Origin of the sequence: Pauljensenia sp. 20925_1_25 (assembly GCF_041433955.1) — a bacterium.
In the GTDB taxonomy this organism is placed as follows: domain Bacteria; phylum Actinomycetota; class Actinomycetes; order Actinomycetales; family Actinomycetaceae; genus Pauljensenia.
The window spans coordinates 162393-178832 of record NZ_JAPWCL010000002.1; the positions used below are offsets into that span (position 1 = coordinate 162393).

General features: G+C 65.7%; 12 protein-coding genes. 5 read left to right on the top strand and 7 right to left on the bottom strand.

Features of this window, described 5'->3' with window-relative positions:
- The first annotated feature begins 4 nt into the window (after nt 1–4).
- Complete coding sequence (locus O3932_RS02025) at nt 5–748, top strand: glycerophosphoryl diester phosphodiesterase (protein ID WP_009648938.1); 744 nt, start codon at nt 5–7, stop codon at nt 746–748.
- Between the two features lie 85 nt (nt 749–833).
- Here the strand turns inward: O3932_RS02025 and O3932_RS02030 are convergent, their stop codons facing one another.
- Entirely contained in the window at nt 834–2039 is a 1206-nt protein-coding gene (locus O3932_RS02030; RefSeq protein WP_371535829.1) for a hypothetical protein, read from the bottom strand.
- A 102-nt stretch (nt 2040–2141) separates the two neighbouring features.
- Nucleotides 2142–2912, bottom strand: a complete 771-nt coding sequence (locus O3932_RS02035; RefSeq protein WP_371535831.1) for a hypothetical protein — start codon at nt 2910–2912, stop codon at nt 2142–2144.
- Between the two features lie 251 nt (nt 2913–3163).
- Between O3932_RS02035 and O3932_RS02040 the strand changes: the two genes are divergently transcribed.
- Both O3932_RS02040 and O3932_RS02045 read left to right on the top strand, forming a co-directional pair.
- Nucleotides 3164–4630, top strand: coding sequence for a flotillin family protein (locus tag O3932_RS02040; protein WP_371535834.1), 1467 nt, complete (start codon nt 3164–3166; stop codon nt 4628–4630).
- 451 nt (nt 4631–5081) lie between these two features.
- Nucleotides 5082–5504, top strand: coding sequence for a hypothetical protein (locus O3932_RS02045; RefSeq protein WP_371535837.1), 423 nt, complete (start codon nt 5082–5084; stop codon nt 5502–5504).
- A 336-nt stretch (nt 5505–5840) separates the two neighbouring features.
- Here O3932_RS02045 and fbaA read toward each other — a convergent pair whose 3' ends face one another.
- The 3 genes from fbaA to O3932_RS02060 form a co-directional block, all read right to left on the bottom strand.
- A complete protein-coding gene (gene fbaA, locus O3932_RS02050) occupies nt 5841–6866 on the bottom strand; it encodes a class II fructose-bisphosphate aldolase (RefSeq protein WP_009648940.1) in 1026 nt (341 codons plus the stop codon).
- 147 nt (nt 6867–7013) lie between these two features.
- A complete protein-coding gene (locus tag O3932_RS02055) occupies nt 7014–9956 on the bottom strand; it encodes a family 20 glycosylhydrolase (RefSeq protein WP_371535839.1) in 2943 nt (980 codons plus the stop codon).
- Nucleotides 9957–10237: 281 nt separating this feature from the next.
- The gene (locus tag O3932_RS02060; protein WP_314735908.1) at nt 10238–10981 is read right to left on the bottom strand and encodes a TrmH family RNA methyltransferase; all 744 of its coding nucleotides are present in this window, start codon (nt 10979–10981) and stop codon (nt 10238–10240) included.
- 10 nt (nt 10982–10991) lie between these two features.
- On the opposite strand from O3932_RS02060, the gene O3932_RS02065 reads away from it, so the two are divergent.
- Both O3932_RS02065 and pyrE read left to right on the top strand, forming a co-directional pair.
- A complete protein-coding gene (locus tag O3932_RS02065; protein ID WP_371535905.1) occupies nt 10992–11801 on the top strand; it encodes an HAD-IIA family hydrolase in 810 nt (269 codons plus the stop codon).
- Between the two features lie 24 nt (nt 11802–11825).
- Nucleotides 11826–12395: an orotate phosphoribosyltransferase gene (gene pyrE, locus O3932_RS02070; protein ID WP_299239982.1), complete on the top strand. Its 570-nt coding sequence runs from the start codon at nt 11826–11828 to the stop codon at nt 12393–12395.
- Nucleotides 12396–12472: 77 nt separating this feature from the next.
- On the opposite strand, the gene O3932_RS02075 is transcribed toward pyrE, so the two are convergent.
- On the bottom strand, nt 12473–13261 hold the full coding sequence (locus O3932_RS02075; RefSeq protein ID WP_371535842.1) for an SDR family NAD(P)-dependent oxidoreductase: 789 nt from the start codon (nt 13259–13261) through the stop codon (nt 12473–12475).
- 86 nt (nt 13262–13347) lie between these two features.
- Entirely contained in the window at nt 13348–16338 is a 2991-nt protein-coding gene (locus tag O3932_RS02080) for a choice-of-anchor M domain-containing protein (RefSeq protein WP_371535845.1), read from the bottom strand.
- Nucleotides 16339–16440 lie beyond the last annotated feature (102 nt).

Sequence of the window (16440 nt, forward strand, 5' to 3'; positions counted from 1 at the left end):
ATCCATGTCCGATTTTCCCCGTATTTTCGCCCACCGTGGCGCGTCCTCGCTCGCGCCGGAAAACACGATCGCCGCGTTTTCCAAGGCCATGGAGGTCGGTGCTCGCTGGTTCGAGTTCGATGTGGATATCATCGGCGACGGCTCGCTGATCGTCATTCACGACGACACCTTGGACCGTACGACGAACGGATCCGGATCCTACTACCAGCTCGGATTCTCGGATATTCGCCGCCTAGACGCGGGCCGCTGGTTCTCCGACACCTATCGTTTCGAGCGTATCCCCGAGGCGGCTGACGCCCTCGCCTTCGCCCACGCTCAGCAGATGGGGGTCAATCTGGAGATCAAGCCCTGCGCGGGTGGTGCGCGCCTGCGCGAGCGCCTCATCGAGTCGCTGGCTGTCACGCTGCGCGGGGAGAAGGTCCCCTCCCGCCTCATCGTCTCTTCCTTCGATCACGAGCTGCTCACCGCTTTCCACGAGGCATGCCCCACCGTCGCGCTCGGCTGGCTCATCGAGCGCGCGTCCGACGAGTGGCGTGAAGGCGCGACCGCGCTGGGCGCGAGCGCCATCCATCCCGGCGTCAAGGGGCTGACGGCCTCCGACGTGCGCGCGATGCGCGACGCGGGCTTCGAGGTTAACGTGTGGACGGTCAACGACGTGGATCAGGCGCGCGAGCTGGCCTCGTGGGGCGTCACCGGCATCTTCACCGACCGCCCGCAGGATTTCCCCGCCGAGGCCTTGGCTCGGTAAGGGGAGCGTGCGCGCTCGCTCGCGACAGACACAACGGCCGGGGTCACTCACGCGACCCCGGCCGTCCTTCATCAAGCGTGAGGGCTTACGCCTCGCCCGCGCGGCGCGCGAAACGCTTGGAGACGTGCTTGGCGAGCGACAGCTCCGCAATCGAGTCAACGACCATGAGGCCACCAACGATGCCAGCGAAGCGCAGCCAGCCGGAGCGGGGCGCGGGAGCGCGCACGGCGGCCACCAGCATGCTGACGCCGACGATGGCCTCGGCCGCGACGGCGGCGTGGATAATCCACGGGCGTTCGACGGCGACCGACTCGTAGGAGTTCCACAGGGGCTTGACCATCGACTGCGGCTGCCCCATCATGATGTCCACGCTGCGGCCGATCGCGTTGGAAATGCCGCGCGCGAGGTGCACGGTGACGCCTTCGACGTCCTCAGCATCGGTAGTGCCCAGGAGGAATCCCGCGACGGAGCCGGGCAGGCCGAGGGCGCGCACGACCTTCCACACGGATTCTTCGCCCGTGGTCGCCACGGAGGCCCACAGGGCGTCAGCGTCGGCACCGGGCACGGCTCGGGCGATGGCCAGCAGGTCGAGGCGATCGCCCACCAGGTCGATGATCTCGCCGGGCAGGTCCTGGGCCTTGTCGTGGCCGCCGGGCACGATGGCCGCGTCCATGCCCCAGTTGTGGGACACGATGTGCTCGAGGTGGTCGTCGGTCACCAGGAATACCTGGAACTCGCCGTCTGTGACGGATAGGGTGACGAGCGGCAGGTCGCCGAAGTTCCAGCCTTCCTTCTCGGCGGGCAGCTCCGCGAGGAGCGCGCGGTGATCGTCGGCAAGCTCCAGGTCCCCCAGGTCGACGCCTTCAAGGGCCGCCAGGAGCGGTACGGACGACGCGGGGGTGCGGCCAATCTCAACGATGCGTGTGGGCTTTGCCTCTGTGGCCTCGGTCGTTTCCTCCTCCGAGGGCCACACCTTACCCAGTGGCGAATCTCCCTCGGGCAGGTGGTCGGCACTGGCGTTGCCGATGCGGACTTCAGCCTTGAAGAGAATGGCGAGTTCGTCGGCCAGCTCCGCGGGGGTCGGGCCGGGAACGACTGTCGTCGCGCCCGCGGGGACGGTAGCGACGCGCTCATCGGCAACCGCGACATTGAGGCCGAGCAGCTGCGGCGAGGAGGGGAACCATTCGATCTGAGTGAGGATCGCGCGTTTCTTCAGTTCGCCGGCGACGGCGCTGGGGTCCAGCTCGTGACCGATGATCATGCCTTCAATGCGGGTCCAGTCCTGGGCCATGTCACTACCTTCCTGTTCGTGGCGAGGTCATCTCACCACACATTGTTCCATTGTGTCGCGTGGCATGCGTTTTCGCTCGCCGCGCGGTCAGTTCCGAGAAAGTTATTGTTCCGTGCCGCCCCACTCGACGACCGTGAAACCGCTGCGCGTCGGTGTCGGAGCGAAATTCTGCGGCGTGACAACCGTGGAGGCGTCCGCCGCACGGATTGTCATGAACACCCGAATAAAGGTGTCGGGCGTAACCTGGTTACCGGCCTCGTCCGCGAACGAATAGGTCACCTGCTGAGCGTAGGAGGAGGCGTCGAAGGACACGAACGTGTACTCGTTCGCGCGGATGCGCGGTGCCCAGTAGGTGATGAAGTCAGCTGCCTCCTTGTCGCTCAGCCCCAACTGTCCCAGCTTCTCCTCCAGGAACGGCACCGCATCCTCACGCGCAACGACGAAGCCCTGCTCGGGAGACGTCAAGGAGACCGGCCCGTCCCAGAACAGGGAGGGATAGGTGCGCCCACTCGCGTCGGTGAGCGTGCCGTCGGGCGCGGCACTGATGGTCCACGAGGCCCGGGTCCCCTCCTCCGTCTGCACCTGACGCTCCGGGGCGGGATACACCGTCCCCAGCTCACCCTCAACGTCCAGTGTCACCGCCAGCTGCCGCTCCTCCTGCGGATACAGGTACAGGACCGGCTTATAAGCCTTTTCCCGTGTGGGCATCCTCGTCGGAAGCGGAACAGGAACGAGAGTGGGGCTGTCCGTCTGCGTGCACTCGTCCCCCGCGCACTCATCTTCAAACGTGGGAAGCACCCCGAACACGAGAACAACAGTGCCAATAATCGCTCCGACGATGACCGACACAATGATGATCAGCGTTTTCCTCATGACACCCGTGTCCTTCCCGTGCGGCCCAGCGGTGGGCGCTCACTCAGTCGCGGCAGTCGGCCCGCGTGGCACCATCATAAGCAACCCCTTCCAGCGCTTTCAACGTTCCTACCTTCCACCGGCACCCAGCCACGGCCTCGTCACCCGAGAATGAGACGATGCATTGAGTCACACGCCCGACGCTGCTATTCTGACCAGTTGCGCGGCGCCACCCACGAGCGCGTCGCACCCCTCACCTGAAAGCACCAATCATGCCTTTCGTAACCATCGCGGCACTCATCGTCGCTGCATTCGTCCTCATCTCCCTCTTCCTGTGGGCAAGCTTCGTGTCCGCTTCCCCGGGCGAAGTCAAGGTCATTTCCGGCCCGCGCGGCCAGCGCGTCCTCCACGGCAAGACGGGGTGGAAGATTCCCCTCCTCGAGCGCGTGGACACCATGACCGCCTCGATGATCTCCGTCGACGCTCAGACCACGGACTTCGTTCCCACCAACGACTACATCAACGTGCGCGTCGACGCGGCCGTCAAGGTCCGCATCGCGACCGATGATGACACGCTGTTCAAGGCAGCGACGCGTAACTTCCTCTACAAGACGACCTCCGAAATCTCCGAGGAGGTACGTGACACCCTTGAGGGGCACCTGCGCGCCATCATCGGCCAGATGAAGCTCACCGACATCATCACCGACCGCGCCGCCTTCTCCGAGCGCGTCCAGGAGAACGCGAAGCAGGACCTGGAGGAGATGGGCCTCCTGATCGTCGCGTTCAACATCCAGAACGTCACCGATCAGAACGGCGTCATCGACAACCTCGGTATCGACAACACCGAGCAGATCCGCAAGACCGCCGCCATCGCCAAGGCGAACGCGCAGAAGGAGGTCGCGCAGGCGACCGCCATCGCCCAGAAGGAAGCGAACGACGCGCAGGTCGCCTCGCAGCTGGAAATCGCCCAGAAGCAGACGGACCTCGCTAAGCGCCAGGCGGCTCTGAAGGTCGAGGCCGACACCGAGAAGGCGAAGGCGGACGCCGCCTACGAGATCCAGTCGCAGATTCAGCGCCGCGACATTGAGCGCGAGACCGCGCAGGCCGACATTGTCAAGCAGGAGCAGCAGGCGGTCATCAAGGAGAAGGAAGTCGTCGTCACCAAGCAGGCCCTGCAGGCCGAAGTGAACGCGAAGGCCGACGCCGAGCGCTACGCCGCCGAGAAGAAGGCCGACGCGGCCCTGTACGCGCGTCAGCGTCAGGCCGAGGCCGAGGCCTTCGAGCGCACCAAGAAGGCCGACGCCGACAAGCAGGCCATGCTCGCCGAGGCCCAGGGTATCGAGGCGCGTGGCCGCGCCGAGGCGTCCGCGATTGGCGCGAAGCTGACGGCCGAGGCCGAGGGCCTCGAAAAGAAGGCCGAGGCCATGACGAAGATGAACCAGGCGGCCGTCCTGGAGATGTACTTCCGTGCCCTGCCTGAGGTCGCTCGCGCCGTGGCCGAGCCGCTGTCCAAGGTCGACACGATCACCATGTACGGCGAGGGCAACAACGCTCAGATGGTCGGCGATATCACGAAGTCGATCAGCCAGATCAACGCGGGCCTGGGCGATTCGCTGGGCCTGGACCTGCAGCAGATGTTCACGGCGCTCGTAGGTGCCAAGGTCGTCTCCCCCACCATCTCCGAGGCTGTTGAGGAGGGCGTGCGCGACGCCTCCGTCCCGAAGCCTCCGCAGCAGTGAGCGCGGCTCGTGCTCAACGCGGGCAGTAGCCGTCTGTGATGCGAGCGCACGAGGCGAACCGCTCGTGAGGCGGGTCGCTAGCGACACGGGGCGGGATCCTTCGGGGTCCCGCCCCGCTGCTCTGCCCAGCTTTCCCGCCGTCGGCGACCCACCCAGCTATCGGCGTTCCACCCCACTGTTACACCCGCCTCCCCCACAAAAGTCGCACGTAATTTAATCCGGTAACTTTTAGAAACAGCCCAAAAGCACTGTAATTCCAACGATGCTATTTCATACCTTTAAGTAGCCACGGGGGAATTACGTGCGACATTGGAGGGAAACCATAATGTGTCGCGACCTGGCTTCCCGGCGTTACAAGAACCACTAGAATCTAGCAGAACCTAGCTAGAACCTAGAGCAAAAAGCCACCGACACCCTTTACACTACGTAGCCACCATGCTTATACTTAAGCATGGAACGCATAGCGAAAGGTTCCCTCCTCGTGAGGGTTGGCGCTGCCCTGAGTGGCCTCGTTCTTCTTGGTGTGTCAGGACTGGCCTACCTGTTTGTCACCGACACATACGACACGTATCCGTACCTCGGTTACCGCACTGTTTTTACTGTCCTCGGCGTACTCATCCCACTGCCGCTCGCATTCTTCTTCGGTCTCATCACGGTGCGCATCCACACGCTGTCGCTACAGCAGCTGATGACATGCGCAGCGAGATGCATGTGGGGTTTCTTCGGTCTCTTCCTGCTCACCTGGTTGCTTGAGGGGTTCCTTATCGGAGAGGCACCCGGCCCCTTTATGTACGTGTGCGTCGGCACGCTCATACTGTCGGCAACAATCGCACGCCTCCTCACGCTCGGCGCACGCACCGCGAAATCCTCATAGAGCCAGGGCAGGCAACACACAGACAACAACCCCGACCGACTGGAGGCCGCCACGAGGCCGGTCAGCGCTGTTGGGATTGGCGTAGTGTCGCAGGGACCAGAGGAGGGCCAGGCCGCGGTGCCGGTGGGCGGCGGCAGGGCCTGGCCGGGCTTCGAGATTGACCACTCCGAGCGAAGCTCGCGTGTGGCGATCTCGCGGGCGGGACGCCGCCCACCGGCACCAACACGCAGGCACAAACACTCAGCCACAAGCACATAGGCACAACGAAGCTGCCCGGCCCCACAGGGGGCCGGGCAGCTCACGCGTCAGGCCGCTAGGCAGCCATCAGCGAAAGGTTCAGCGCATCTGGGTGCCGTCGGAACCCAGGCGCTGGCAAGCCTCGACGACGCGGGCGGCCATGCCGGCCTCGGCCGACTTGCCCCACGTGCGCGGGTCGTACTGCTTCTTGACGCCGACCTCGCCATCGATCTTGAGGACACCGTCGTAGTTGCGCAGCATGTGGTCAACGACCGGGCGGGTGAACGCGTACTGGGTGTCGGTGTCGACGTTCATCTTGATGACGCCGTTGGCGACAGCGGTGGCGATCTCCTCGGCGGTGGAGCCGGAGCCGCCGTGCATGACCAGGTCGAAGGGACGGTGGTCGAGGCCGAAGTGCTCCGCGACCTCCTTCTGGATGGTGCCGAGCAGCTCGGGACGCAGCTTCACGTGGCCGGGCTTGTAGGCGCCGTGCACGTTGCCGAAGGTCAGAGCGGTGATGTAGCGGCCGTTCTCGCCGAGGCCCAGGGCCTCAACGGTCTTGATGCCGTCTGCGGTGGAGGTGTAGAGCTTCTCGTTGATCTCGCCAACGACGCCGTCTTCCTCGCCGCCAACAGCGCCGACCTCGATCTCGAGGATGGTGTTGGCCTTGACGGACATGGCGAGCAGTTCCTTCGCGATCTCGAGGTTCTCGTCGAGCGGGATCGCGGAACCGTCCCACATGTGGGACTGGAAGGTGGGGAGCTTGCCGTCGGCAACCTGGCCGGCCTCGATCTCGAGGAGGGGGCGGACCCAGGAGTCGATGTTCTGCTTGGCGCAGTGGTCGGTGTGCAGGGCGACGGTGATGCCGTAGTTCTTGGCAACCTCGTAGGCGTAGGCGGCGAGGGCCAGCGAGCCGGTGACGCGGTTCTTGATGGTGGAGCCGGAGCCGTATTCGGCGCCGCCGACGGACACCTGGATGATGCCGTCGGACTCTGCCTCGGCGAAGCCCTGGAGGGCAGCGGTGATGGTCTGGGACGAGGTCACGTTGATCGCGGGGTAGGCGAACTTGCCATCCCGTGCGCGATTCAGCATCTCTGCGTAGACCTCAGGGGTTGCGATAGGCACTTGGAGCCTCCTAATCGAGTGACAGTTTTGTCGAGATCGATTCTCTCACATTTTGTACGTGTGGGGAGGGGCAGGAAGTCCCGTTTGGACGGTTTTCTTCCAACCCCTCCCCTGTCGTTATGCGTCGGTTGACACCTCTGTTATGTGTCAGTTGGCGTGACCGACGCGGACTCCGAGTTCGGCGACAGACATGACGTCGGTAAGGGTCTCCGCGACGTCACCCTGCGCATTCGTGCCACGGAATCGGAGGTAGGAGCCGTTGCCGGCGACGGGGATGTCGACGGTGCCGGGGACGTTCGCCAGGGTGGTGGCGAGGGCGGGGTTGCCTTGTGCATCCGGTTTGCCCTTGTTGTCGCCCTGGCCCTTGAGGCCGTCGAGGCTACCCGCGAGGTAGATCTGGACGTCCTTGGCGCGGCCCGAGGCCTTGGGACCGTCACCGGCGCGAGGCGTGTAACTGAGCGCACAGACGTCGTATCCGGTGCTGCCGTCACCGATCTTCAGGTCGATCCAGTGCGGCCACTTGCGGGCGGTGTCGGTCTCGGGCAGCCTGGCCTTGTTGGCGTCGATGTACTGGGAGTGCCAGTAGGTCGCGGGGTCGCCATCGGTGGCCTTGTATTCCTCACCATACTCCCAGCGGGTTTCGACGGAGTCGGCGGCCACGGCCTCGGCCTTAATGCGGGGACCGCACACGCCGACGAGGCCTTCGCTGGCCACGGTCTTCTGGCCGGCGTAAGAGACGTCGACTGTGAAGGTCGCTTCACCGAATTCGGTGGTGGGGCGCGCCCAGAACTTCACGACGCGGGTCTCGCCGGGGGCGAGGCGGTCGATGGGCTGGGGGCCGTTGGCGAGGACCCAGGAGTTGGAGACCGAGGGGGTCAGGTGGATGCCGGTGACCTCTGCCGTGCCCTTGTTGGTGACGGAGACATTGAGGACGCTTTCGCCCCAGTTGTCGTCGCCGATGATGGGCAGGGAGGCACGGTCCATGCCGGACAGGGCGTTCTTCGGGTACGCCTCGTCGCCCTCGCGCGCGATGCTCACGTCGAGGGTCGAGGAGGCCTGGGAGGTGAGGGTGAAGACCGAGCCACTGTCGACAGTAACGTCGAGGGGCAGCTGCGCGACGGTGCCTTCGGCGGTCTTTTCACCGCCGTTGGGACGGCGAGACAGGTAGCCGGAGTCGATGACGCTCAGGTACTGGTTGGTCATGGCGTTGCGCAGGCGGAAGCCGTCGCCGGCTGGTTCTGCGACCCACTTCTGGGGGTTACGCGTCGCGTAGTCGCCCTGAGCCGTGGGGGTGAACTTCTGGCTCGCATCGGCGCACGCGTAGGCGACCACCGGGTGGCCGGGGGTGGTGGACACGTGTGTCTCAGAGTTGGGGGTGTCTTCAGAGTAGACGGCGAGGCAGCGGTTCGAGTTGACCGAGCGGATCTGGTAGTAGCCGTCGGGGGTGGCAACGAACTCCCAGTTGTCAGAGGATGCGCCCACGGTCGGGGTGCCGCCCGTCACGCTGAGGCCTTGTCCGTCGGCCAATGTGATCGTGTACTGGCCGGGAGTGAGGGTGTCACGGGTGGGGTCGGTGTAGGTGGAAGGTTCGCCGAGCGCATCAATGCGAGCCTTGAAGGCCTGCGCATCAGGGTCAGCCTTCGGGGTCTTGCCATTCCAGAACATCTGAGCGCCGTAGCGCAGGCCGTCGGCGATCCACGCCTCGGTCTCATGGTCGGTCACCTTGCCGTGACCTCCCTGCCAAATGGAAACCTTGCCGCCGCGGATGGAGGCGTCGGGCACCGTGTAGTCTTCGTTCTGGTAGAACGAGTTCATCGTCCACTTTCCGTACACGCCGTCGAGGCCCTGCACCTGCATGACGTAGGAGGAGGGCTGATCGCGGTAGTAGTACAGGGCGGAGGACGCGTTCACGAGGGTGTAGCCGGCGTCGACGAGGGTCTTGGCGGGCAGGCCTCGGTTGGCGTCCTTCTGGCTGGACTCGCCCTTACCCCAGTATTCGATGATGACGTCCTTGTCGATGGGGGTGCGCGAGATGTCGGCGATACCGTCGTTCCACAGGCGCAGCGTGCCGCCGCGGGACTTGACGTGCGCGTTGACCTTGTTGATGAAGTCGTTGAATGCGGCGTCGAAAGTCATCGACTGGTCGCCGTATGCGTCGCGGATCTGTGCGAGGTACTTGGAGTAGTGCTCGGGGCCCTGCTGGAAGAAGAACTCGTCGGCACCCATGTGCCATTCGGTGGAGCCGAACGCGTCCATGTATTCGTCGATGAGGTCGAAGTAGAACTGCTGGGCGGCGGGGTCGATGAAGTTGAGGTGGTTGGCGCTCTTCGTACCAGAGTCGTCAGCGACCTGGAACTGCGGGAAGTTACCGAGGATGGTGCCGGTGTGGCCGGGAGCGTTGAGGAGCGGGACGACGCGGACGCCGACCTCGCGGCCATGCTCGACGATGGCCTTGACTTCATCCTTCGTGTAGTAGGAGAAGGAGGTGGTGGCCGGGTACTTGTCGGACTTGATGCGCAGCTCGAGGGACAGGTAGTTCATCTTCAGGTCGGACATGCGGTCGATCTGTCGGTTGATCCAGTCCGGCGTGATGTGGGTGCCGCACGCGCACAGGGTGACGCCGCGATCGGGGAAGCGCGGGATGTCGGTGATGCTACCGGTGGGCACGGTTCCCTTGCCCGAGCGAACTGCCTGCTCGAGGGTGCGGGCACCCCAGAGGAGGCCGGCGCGGGTGGCGGCCACGACCTGGGCACCGTTTCCGGTGACGGTCAGCTGGTAGCCCTCATCGCCGAGGGTTGACTGAGAGGGGTCGATTGTCAGGCTGACGGCGTTGGTTGAGGGGGCAGCGCCGGTACCGTCGGTGATGCCGGTAATGCCGGAGTCGGTGAGGGCGCGGCTCAGCAGGGCGCTGACTCCGGCGGCTTCGGCGGAGTCCGTGTGAACGATCTGCAGACCGCCGGCGGGGGTCCACGTGCCCGAGGCCGGGGTCCAACCTTCGAGGGACGGGATGGTTCCGGGAACCTGGGTAGCCGCCTGCGCGTTCAGATGGGATGTGAGAGGGATGAGGACCGCGGCGACGAGGGCGCACACGGATGTGAGGATGAGCGCGACTTTCGCTCGGGTGCGTGCGAGCCGTGGTACCCGCACATGGCTTGGTGATGACTGAAGCATTAATTCTCCTGTTCAGCGATTTGCTTCCACGCAAACTTTCCAACGTGCAAATAAAAATGGGTAACAGATACCCATTCCATCGAGCCTTTGGAGCACCAATGCTACCGACACTTACTGCTCAAATACAATACCAATGGTCAGATTACACTTACCACGGAACTCAGAAAAAACCCATAGAAAATTGCAAAAACGTGACATTGTCAGGCCTGGTTGAGCGCTCCTAAACGCGAGGCGTGCGCCCACATGACAATGGCGGCGGCGTGGCCGACATTCATGGAGCGCGTCGATCCCCGCTGGGTGATGGCGACGACGACCTGGCAGGCAGCCAGCATCTCCTCACTGAGGCCCGAGGCCTCGGACCCGAAGACCAGGCAGGCGCGCTCGGGCAGGAGTACCCCTTCGAGGGCGACGGACCCCTCGACATTGTCGACGCCGACGAGGGACAGACCCTCGCGGGAGCAGTGGTCGACGAGTTCGCGCACCTCGGCGCGGTGATCAACGGGCAGGTAGCGGTCGGTGACCATGGCCCCGCGACGGTTCCACCGCTTGCGGCCCACGACGTGGACGCGGCGCGCGCCAAGCGCGTTCGCGGTGCGCACGATGGACCCAATGTTGAAGTCGTGATCGAGGTTTTCGACGGCGACTTCAAAAGGCAGGGAGCGCGCAGCCACGTCCGCGCGGATCGCCTCCATCGTCCAATACCGGTAGCGATCCTCGACGTTGCGCCGATCCCCATGAGCCAGCAGCTCACGATCATACTGTTCGCCGACCGGCCACTCGTCCTCCCCGCCCGGCCACGGACCGACCCCGACCTGACCACTGGCCGCGGCCACTGCCTCGTCCGTGGCGGCCTCCCCACAAGCCGCATCCGACCGCGCGATGTCACATCCGTTTTCGAACTCGTTCACGGGTCCCACCCTAGCGGGAACGTAGAATGGGGGCATGAATCCGCTGATGAACGAAGAAACAGCACTCAGTGATATGCCGCCCGTGAGCGCGTGGCTCTCCGACATGGACGGTGTCCTGGTCAAGGAGAACCGCGCACTGCCGGGCGCGAACGAATTCCTGGCGGCGCTGCGCGCCACCGACACTCCCTTCCTGGTCCTCACCAACAACTCCGTGTTTACGAACCGTGACCTGTCCGCCCGCCTGGCGAACTCGGGCCTGGACATCCCCGAAGAGAACATTTGGACGTCCGCGAACGCCACGGCCGCGTTCCTCCAACAGCAGTCCCCCGGCTCAACGGCCTACGTGATTGGCGAAGCTGGCCTGACGACCGCGATTCACGCCGCCGGCTACGTCATGACGGAAACGGATCCGGAGTTCGTGGTGCTCGGCGAGGTTCGCTACTACGATTTTCACGCCCTGACCCATGCGATCCGCCTCATTGAGGGCGGCGCGAAGTTCATTGCGACGAACCCCGACGTATCCGGTCCTTCCGACGAGGGTACCCTGCCCGCGTGCGGCGCGATCGCGGCGATGATCACGGCGGCCACCGGCAAGCAGCCCTACTTCGTGGGTAAGCCGAACCCGGTCATGATCCGCGCCGGCCTCAACAAGATCGGCGCCCACTCGGAGCGGGCCGCGATGGTCGGCGACCGCATGGACACCGACGTGCGCGCCGGCGTCGAGGCGGGCCTGCGCACGCACCTGGTCCTGTCGGGTTCCACGGCCCGCGAGGACGTCTGCAACTACCCGTTCCGCCCCTTCGGCATCCACGAGGGTATCGGCGATCTCATTGAGCTCGTCGAGGCAGCCCACTGACCCCCGACACGTAAAGGAAACACCATGACCAACGATTCCCACAAGGCGCGCCTGGCAGCCCTCGTCCAAGAACTCTCCGTCATCCACGAGAAGGTCACCCTGGCGTCCGGCCGCGAGTCCGACTTCTACGTCGACATGCGCCGCTCGACGCTGCACCACGAGGCGGCTCCGCTCATCGGCCACGTCATGCTCGACCTCCTGGAGGAGGCTGGCTTCGCGGTGGGCGAGGAGTACGTGGCCGTCGGCGGCCTGACGATGGGTGCCGACCCCGTCGCGACCGCGATGCTCCACGCTGCCGCCTCGCGCGGCCTGGATCTGGACGCGTTCGTCGTGCGTAAGGCCGCGAAGGATCACGGCATGAAGCGCCGCATCGAGGGTCCGGACATCGTGGGCAAGAACGTCGTCGTCCTGGAAGACACGTCCACGACGGGCGGCTCCCCGCTGGAGGCCGCACTCGCTCTACGTGAGGCCGGCGCGAACGTCGTCGCCGTCGCGGTGATCGTCGACCGTGCGACGGGCGCAAAGGAGCGCATCGAAGCCGAAGGCTTCCCGTACTTCTACGCGCTGGGCCTGGAGGACATCGGCCTGGCCTGATTTTCCGCCCTGCATTGACGAGGCCGGGGCTGGGTTCTGCGCGAACATGCCCCGGCCTCGTTGTCGTCTGCGCGCCCTCACATGTGGGGAACGGAGCGCATGGCGCGCGCGGTCACCCAGCGCGGGGCGAGCTTCATGGCACCCATGGCGACCTTGTAGGGAACAGTCGGGGTGACCTGGACGCGGCCCACGCGCACGGCGTCGAGGGCTGCCGTGACGACCTGGTCGGGGCTGGCCATGAGCCAGGAGGGGGTCGCGCGCATGTCGACGCCCGCCCGCTCGAAGAAGGGCGTGTCGACGGGGCCGGGGCACACGACGGTGGCCGTGATGCCGGAGCCTTTCAGTTCGGCGGCGAGGCCCTCAGTGAAGGCGACGACCCAGGCCTTGTGCGCGGAATAGGTACCAGCTCCCGTGCGCGAGGCGACGGAGCCGACGTTGAGGATCGCGCCGCGTCCACGCGAACGCATGGAGATGCCAGCGTGGTGGCTGAGCGTCATGACGGCGCGAACCATGACGTTCAGGCCGTTGATTTCGCGTTCCAGGCTGTTGTCCAGGAAGGGGCTTCCCAACCCGAATCCGGCGTTGTTGACGAGGAGGTCGACGGGTCGCAGGTCCGGCTTCTGAGCATCGGCCGGGCCTCCCACATCGAGGCGGGCGGCGACACGCGCGCACCCGTCCTCGGTGGACAGGTCGGCGGCGATGTACTCGGCGTTCACGCCCGCGACGTTTGTCAGTGAGGCCGCGAGCGCGGCCAGCGCATCCTCGCGGCGCGCGACGAGCACTACATCGTGTCCGGCGGCGGCCAGCTGCCAGCAGAATTCTTCCCCAATTCCGGAGGTCGCTCCGGTCACAAGCGCGGTTCCCATGTGGGAAGTCTAGCGTGCACGTGTGGGGTAGCACGAGGCCGGGGCCCCTCACGCTCGCGTGTCGCGAGGGGCCCCGGCCAGGTGTTTTATCGGGTGCGGATCAGGAAGATGGCTCCGCCACCGGCGAGGGCCGCCGGGATGATGAGGAGAAGCAGCCAGTAGGGGCTCCAGCCTCCCGAGTGTCCGCTGTCGGCCGCAGAGGCGATCGGCAGCGCGGATACCGCGTCATCCGATCCGTCCGATGAAGTACCTGATGCACCGCTCTGGGCGTTCTCGCCGCTCTGCGCGCCGCTCTGGGCACCGCTGTGGGCACCGCTCTGGGGGCTAGCACTCGGTGTGACGGCGGGTGCAGCCTTGGGCGCGGTCACCGGAGTGCCGGAACCCGAGGTGTTTGCCACGCCCGAACCACCCCGAGAGATCGTGCCAGAGCTGGTGGTCACCGCGCCCGAACCGCTCGCAGATCCGCCCGACGTCCCCGCAGACGAACGAGTTCCGCTCGAGAGCAGGTTCCTCATGACCCCCTTGGTCCCACGAGGCGAGACCGGTGCCGTTGAGCCGCTGGGGCGGAGACTCGGCGCAGGGGCGGGAGCGGGTGCCGGGGCCGGATTCGCGCTGGGCGCCGGTGCGGGCGCAGGGTCAACGCTGGGGGCGGGCGCGGGAGCGGGCGCCGGGTCAACGCTGGGGGCAGGGGCGGGAGCGGGCGCCGGGTCAACGCTGGGGGCAGGGGCGGGAGCGGGCGCCGGGTCAACGCTCGGCGCAGGGGTAGGCGCGGGTTCGGGATCCACACTCGGTTCCGGCGAAGGCGCTGGTTCAGGGCTGGGCGCGGGATCCGGCGAGGGCGTGGGCACCGGCTCTCCGCCCGGGGTGGGACCGGGCTGCTCGTGGTGGCCTCCGCGCACGATCACGGTGAACGCCTGCGGTTCGGCCAGGACACGCTCGCCGCTGCGAGCACCGACCTCGATGCGGTAGGTGCCGGGAGCGCTGAAGACCCAGTTGCCGTGCATGTGGGTGGACTCGGTCGTGTGGACGAGGCCATCGCCCGCGGACGAGTCAAAGTGGATCTTTGCGCCGCTTCCGAAGGTGCCTCCCTGGAAGAAGGCGACGCGCGCGCCCGCGGGGGCCTCGGCCAAGTGCAGTGTCAGGTCGGCACCGTCAGGTAGGGCCGCGTAGTCGACCCCTTCGGTGGACAGTCCGGGCCACACGATGTCGCTGTTTTGCGTCTCGGGCAGCACGTAGGTGGCGGTGCCGACGGGTCCGAGCACGTCGTAGCTTGGGTCGGACAGAGATGCGGGGCGCACGAAGCGCGCGTTGGGGGCGACCGTGAGAGTCGTGGAGCCGACGGTGCGCATAACGGAGGTGCGCGCGTTGGTGAGCGAGTCGTCCTTGACGGCCAGCCCGTAGGTGATGCCGTTTTCTCCGTTCGCCTGGGTCAGGCGCACGTCGAGGTGTCCGCGCGCGATCTCAACAGGGTCGCTCAGGAGGGACGAGGCCGGGGTCGGGTTCTCGTGGCCACCGCCGTTATCCGGCGTGGGCGTCGGCGCGGGTTCGGGGGTCGGTTCCGGCGCAGGCGCGGGTTCCGGTTCTTCGGGGGCGGCGACGCCGTCACGCATTGTCAGCATGGCGGTGAGTCCCACGTGGTCGCCAACGGTGACGTCGGAGGCATCAGCGACGGTCATGACCGCGTCGGAGAGGGGGTGGGGGCGCAGAATGACGCGCACGTACATGGGGTCGGACTGGCACACGCCGAGGTCCTGGGTCTTCGTGTCCATGCCTCCCGCACCCAGGGTGCCTTCCATGGAGCACCAGGGGCTGAAATCCCACTTGGATTCGAGGAACTCGATCTTGTAGGTGGCGCGCAGGGTTGGGTCGTTCGCACGCACCGTCGCTGTGTATTGATCGGTCGTGCCGGGCTTGAGGTCGTAGGAGACGTCGACGCGGCGCGAGGAGAGTGGGAGGTGGTCGGGGTTCCACACGGGCGCTGGGTCCGGGTTGGAGTCGACGAGGATCGTGTCGGTGATGCCGACGGTGACTGGTTCAGTGTCCTTCTGGGAGTACTGCACGACCTGCGAGATCCAGCGCGACGATCCGGAATCGCCGGGAATGTAGATCGCCTGGACGGCGGCAGCGTCCTCTCCGAGCAGCTCGGAGACGGTTGCTCGACCGCCCTCGACGGCAACCTCGGTGAGGAAGTAGCCGTTGACGGTGATCCACGCACGCCCGGAGTCGGTGGGAACGCCCGTGTCGATCGTGATGTCGGTGAGGAAGTTGTCGCCGGGGTGGGCGCGCTCGGCGTGGTGGGACAGGGTCAGCGTGGGCTGGGCCTCGGTGCCGTCACCGCGCTCGGCGCGCGCGGCGTTGTAGGCGGCCTCGATGTCCTTGATGGTGCCATCGGCGGGGTTCTCACCGCCGACCTGCCAGACCAGCGGCGTAATCGGCGAGGAGTAGATGGCGGTCCCGTCGGCGCTGCGCGCGGTCATCTTGTAGTTTGCGACGTATCGACCGGGCTGCGTGAAGGTCGTATACATGTGCGAGTGACGCGGGTTGTAGACGCTGCGGTAGGCCGTGTCGTGGCTGGAGAGGAAACGGTTGACGCTGTCGCCGTTGTCGATGAACATCTCCATGCGCCCGGGGCCGTCAACGCTGATGAGGTCGAGCGTGTAGGTCTCTCCCTCGAACTTGTCGGCGTCGCCGACCTCGCCGGCACCCAGGCCTGCCCAGATGGGGGTATTGCCCGGTCCGGGGTTCTGGGGGGCCGCGTTCAGGACGGCCCCCTCGGAGCCGAGGAACGCCAGATCGGGGCGCTTGGCGGGTATGACCAGCTGCGACTTCGCCTCGTCCTTCTCACTGGTTCCGGTCCACGCCTTGGGGATCCACAGGGCGGTCTTCTCCATCGGTAGGTTGATGGTATTCAGGGAGAAGCTGTTCGTGTCGTCGTGCCAGATGGGGATGGGCGCATCGACGTGCTGCCTGGTGACGATCCAATCCTTGTCCTGGTCGGGTCCAGCCCACGCGGTGGCCGGGGTGAGCGCCAGGAAGAGGGCCAGCGCCGCTGTGCTCACGCGTCGCAGGTATGACATAAGAGTGCCTTTTCTAGCTATGTTATAGATGAGAATCATTATCATTCTATTATGCCTGTCCGACAACTGCGCAACTCCGCGCGTTTCACACCTGTTTCACGC

Bases quoted from the DNA above. Each gene is read 5' to 3' on its own strand.
- O3932_RS02065 (WP_371535905.1), top strand. From the start codon at position 10,992: ATGAACGAAGAAACAGCACTCAGTGATATGCCGCCCGTGAGCGCGTGG.
- O3932_RS02060 (WP_314735908.1), bottom strand. From the start codon at position 10,981: ATGCCCCCATTCTACGTTCCCGCTAGGGTGGGACCCGTGAACGAGTTC.
- O3932_RS02075 (WP_371535842.1), bottom strand. From the start codon at position 13,261: ATGGGAACCGCGCTTGTGACCGGAGCGACCTCCGGAATTGGGGAAGAA.
- pyrE (WP_299239982.1), top strand. From the start codon at position 11,826: ATGACCAACGATTCCCACAAGGCGCGCCTGGCAGCCCTCGTCCAAGAA.
- O3932_RS02040 (WP_371535834.1), top strand. From the start codon at position 3,164: ATGCCTTTCGTAACCATCGCGGCACTCATCGTCGCTGCATTCGTCCTC.
- O3932_RS02030 (WP_371535829.1), bottom strand. From the start codon at position 2,039: ATGGCCCAGGACTGGACCCGCATTGAAGGCATGATCATCGGTCACGAG.
- O3932_RS02025 (WP_009648938.1), top strand. From the start codon at position 5: ATGTCCGATTTTCCCCGTATTTTCGCCCACCGTGGCGCGTCCTCGCTC.
- O3932_RS02045 (WP_371535837.1), top strand. From the start codon at position 5,082: ATGGAACGCATAGCGAAAGGTTCCCTCCTCGTGAGGGTTGGCGCTGCC.
- O3932_RS02080 (WP_371535845.1), bottom strand. From the start codon at position 16,338: ATGTCATACCTGCGACGCGTGAGCACAGCGGCGCTGGCCCTCTTCCTG.
- O3932_RS02035 (WP_371535831.1), bottom strand. From the start codon at position 2,912: ATGAGGAAAACGCTGATCATCATTGTGTCGGTCATCGTCGGAGCGATT.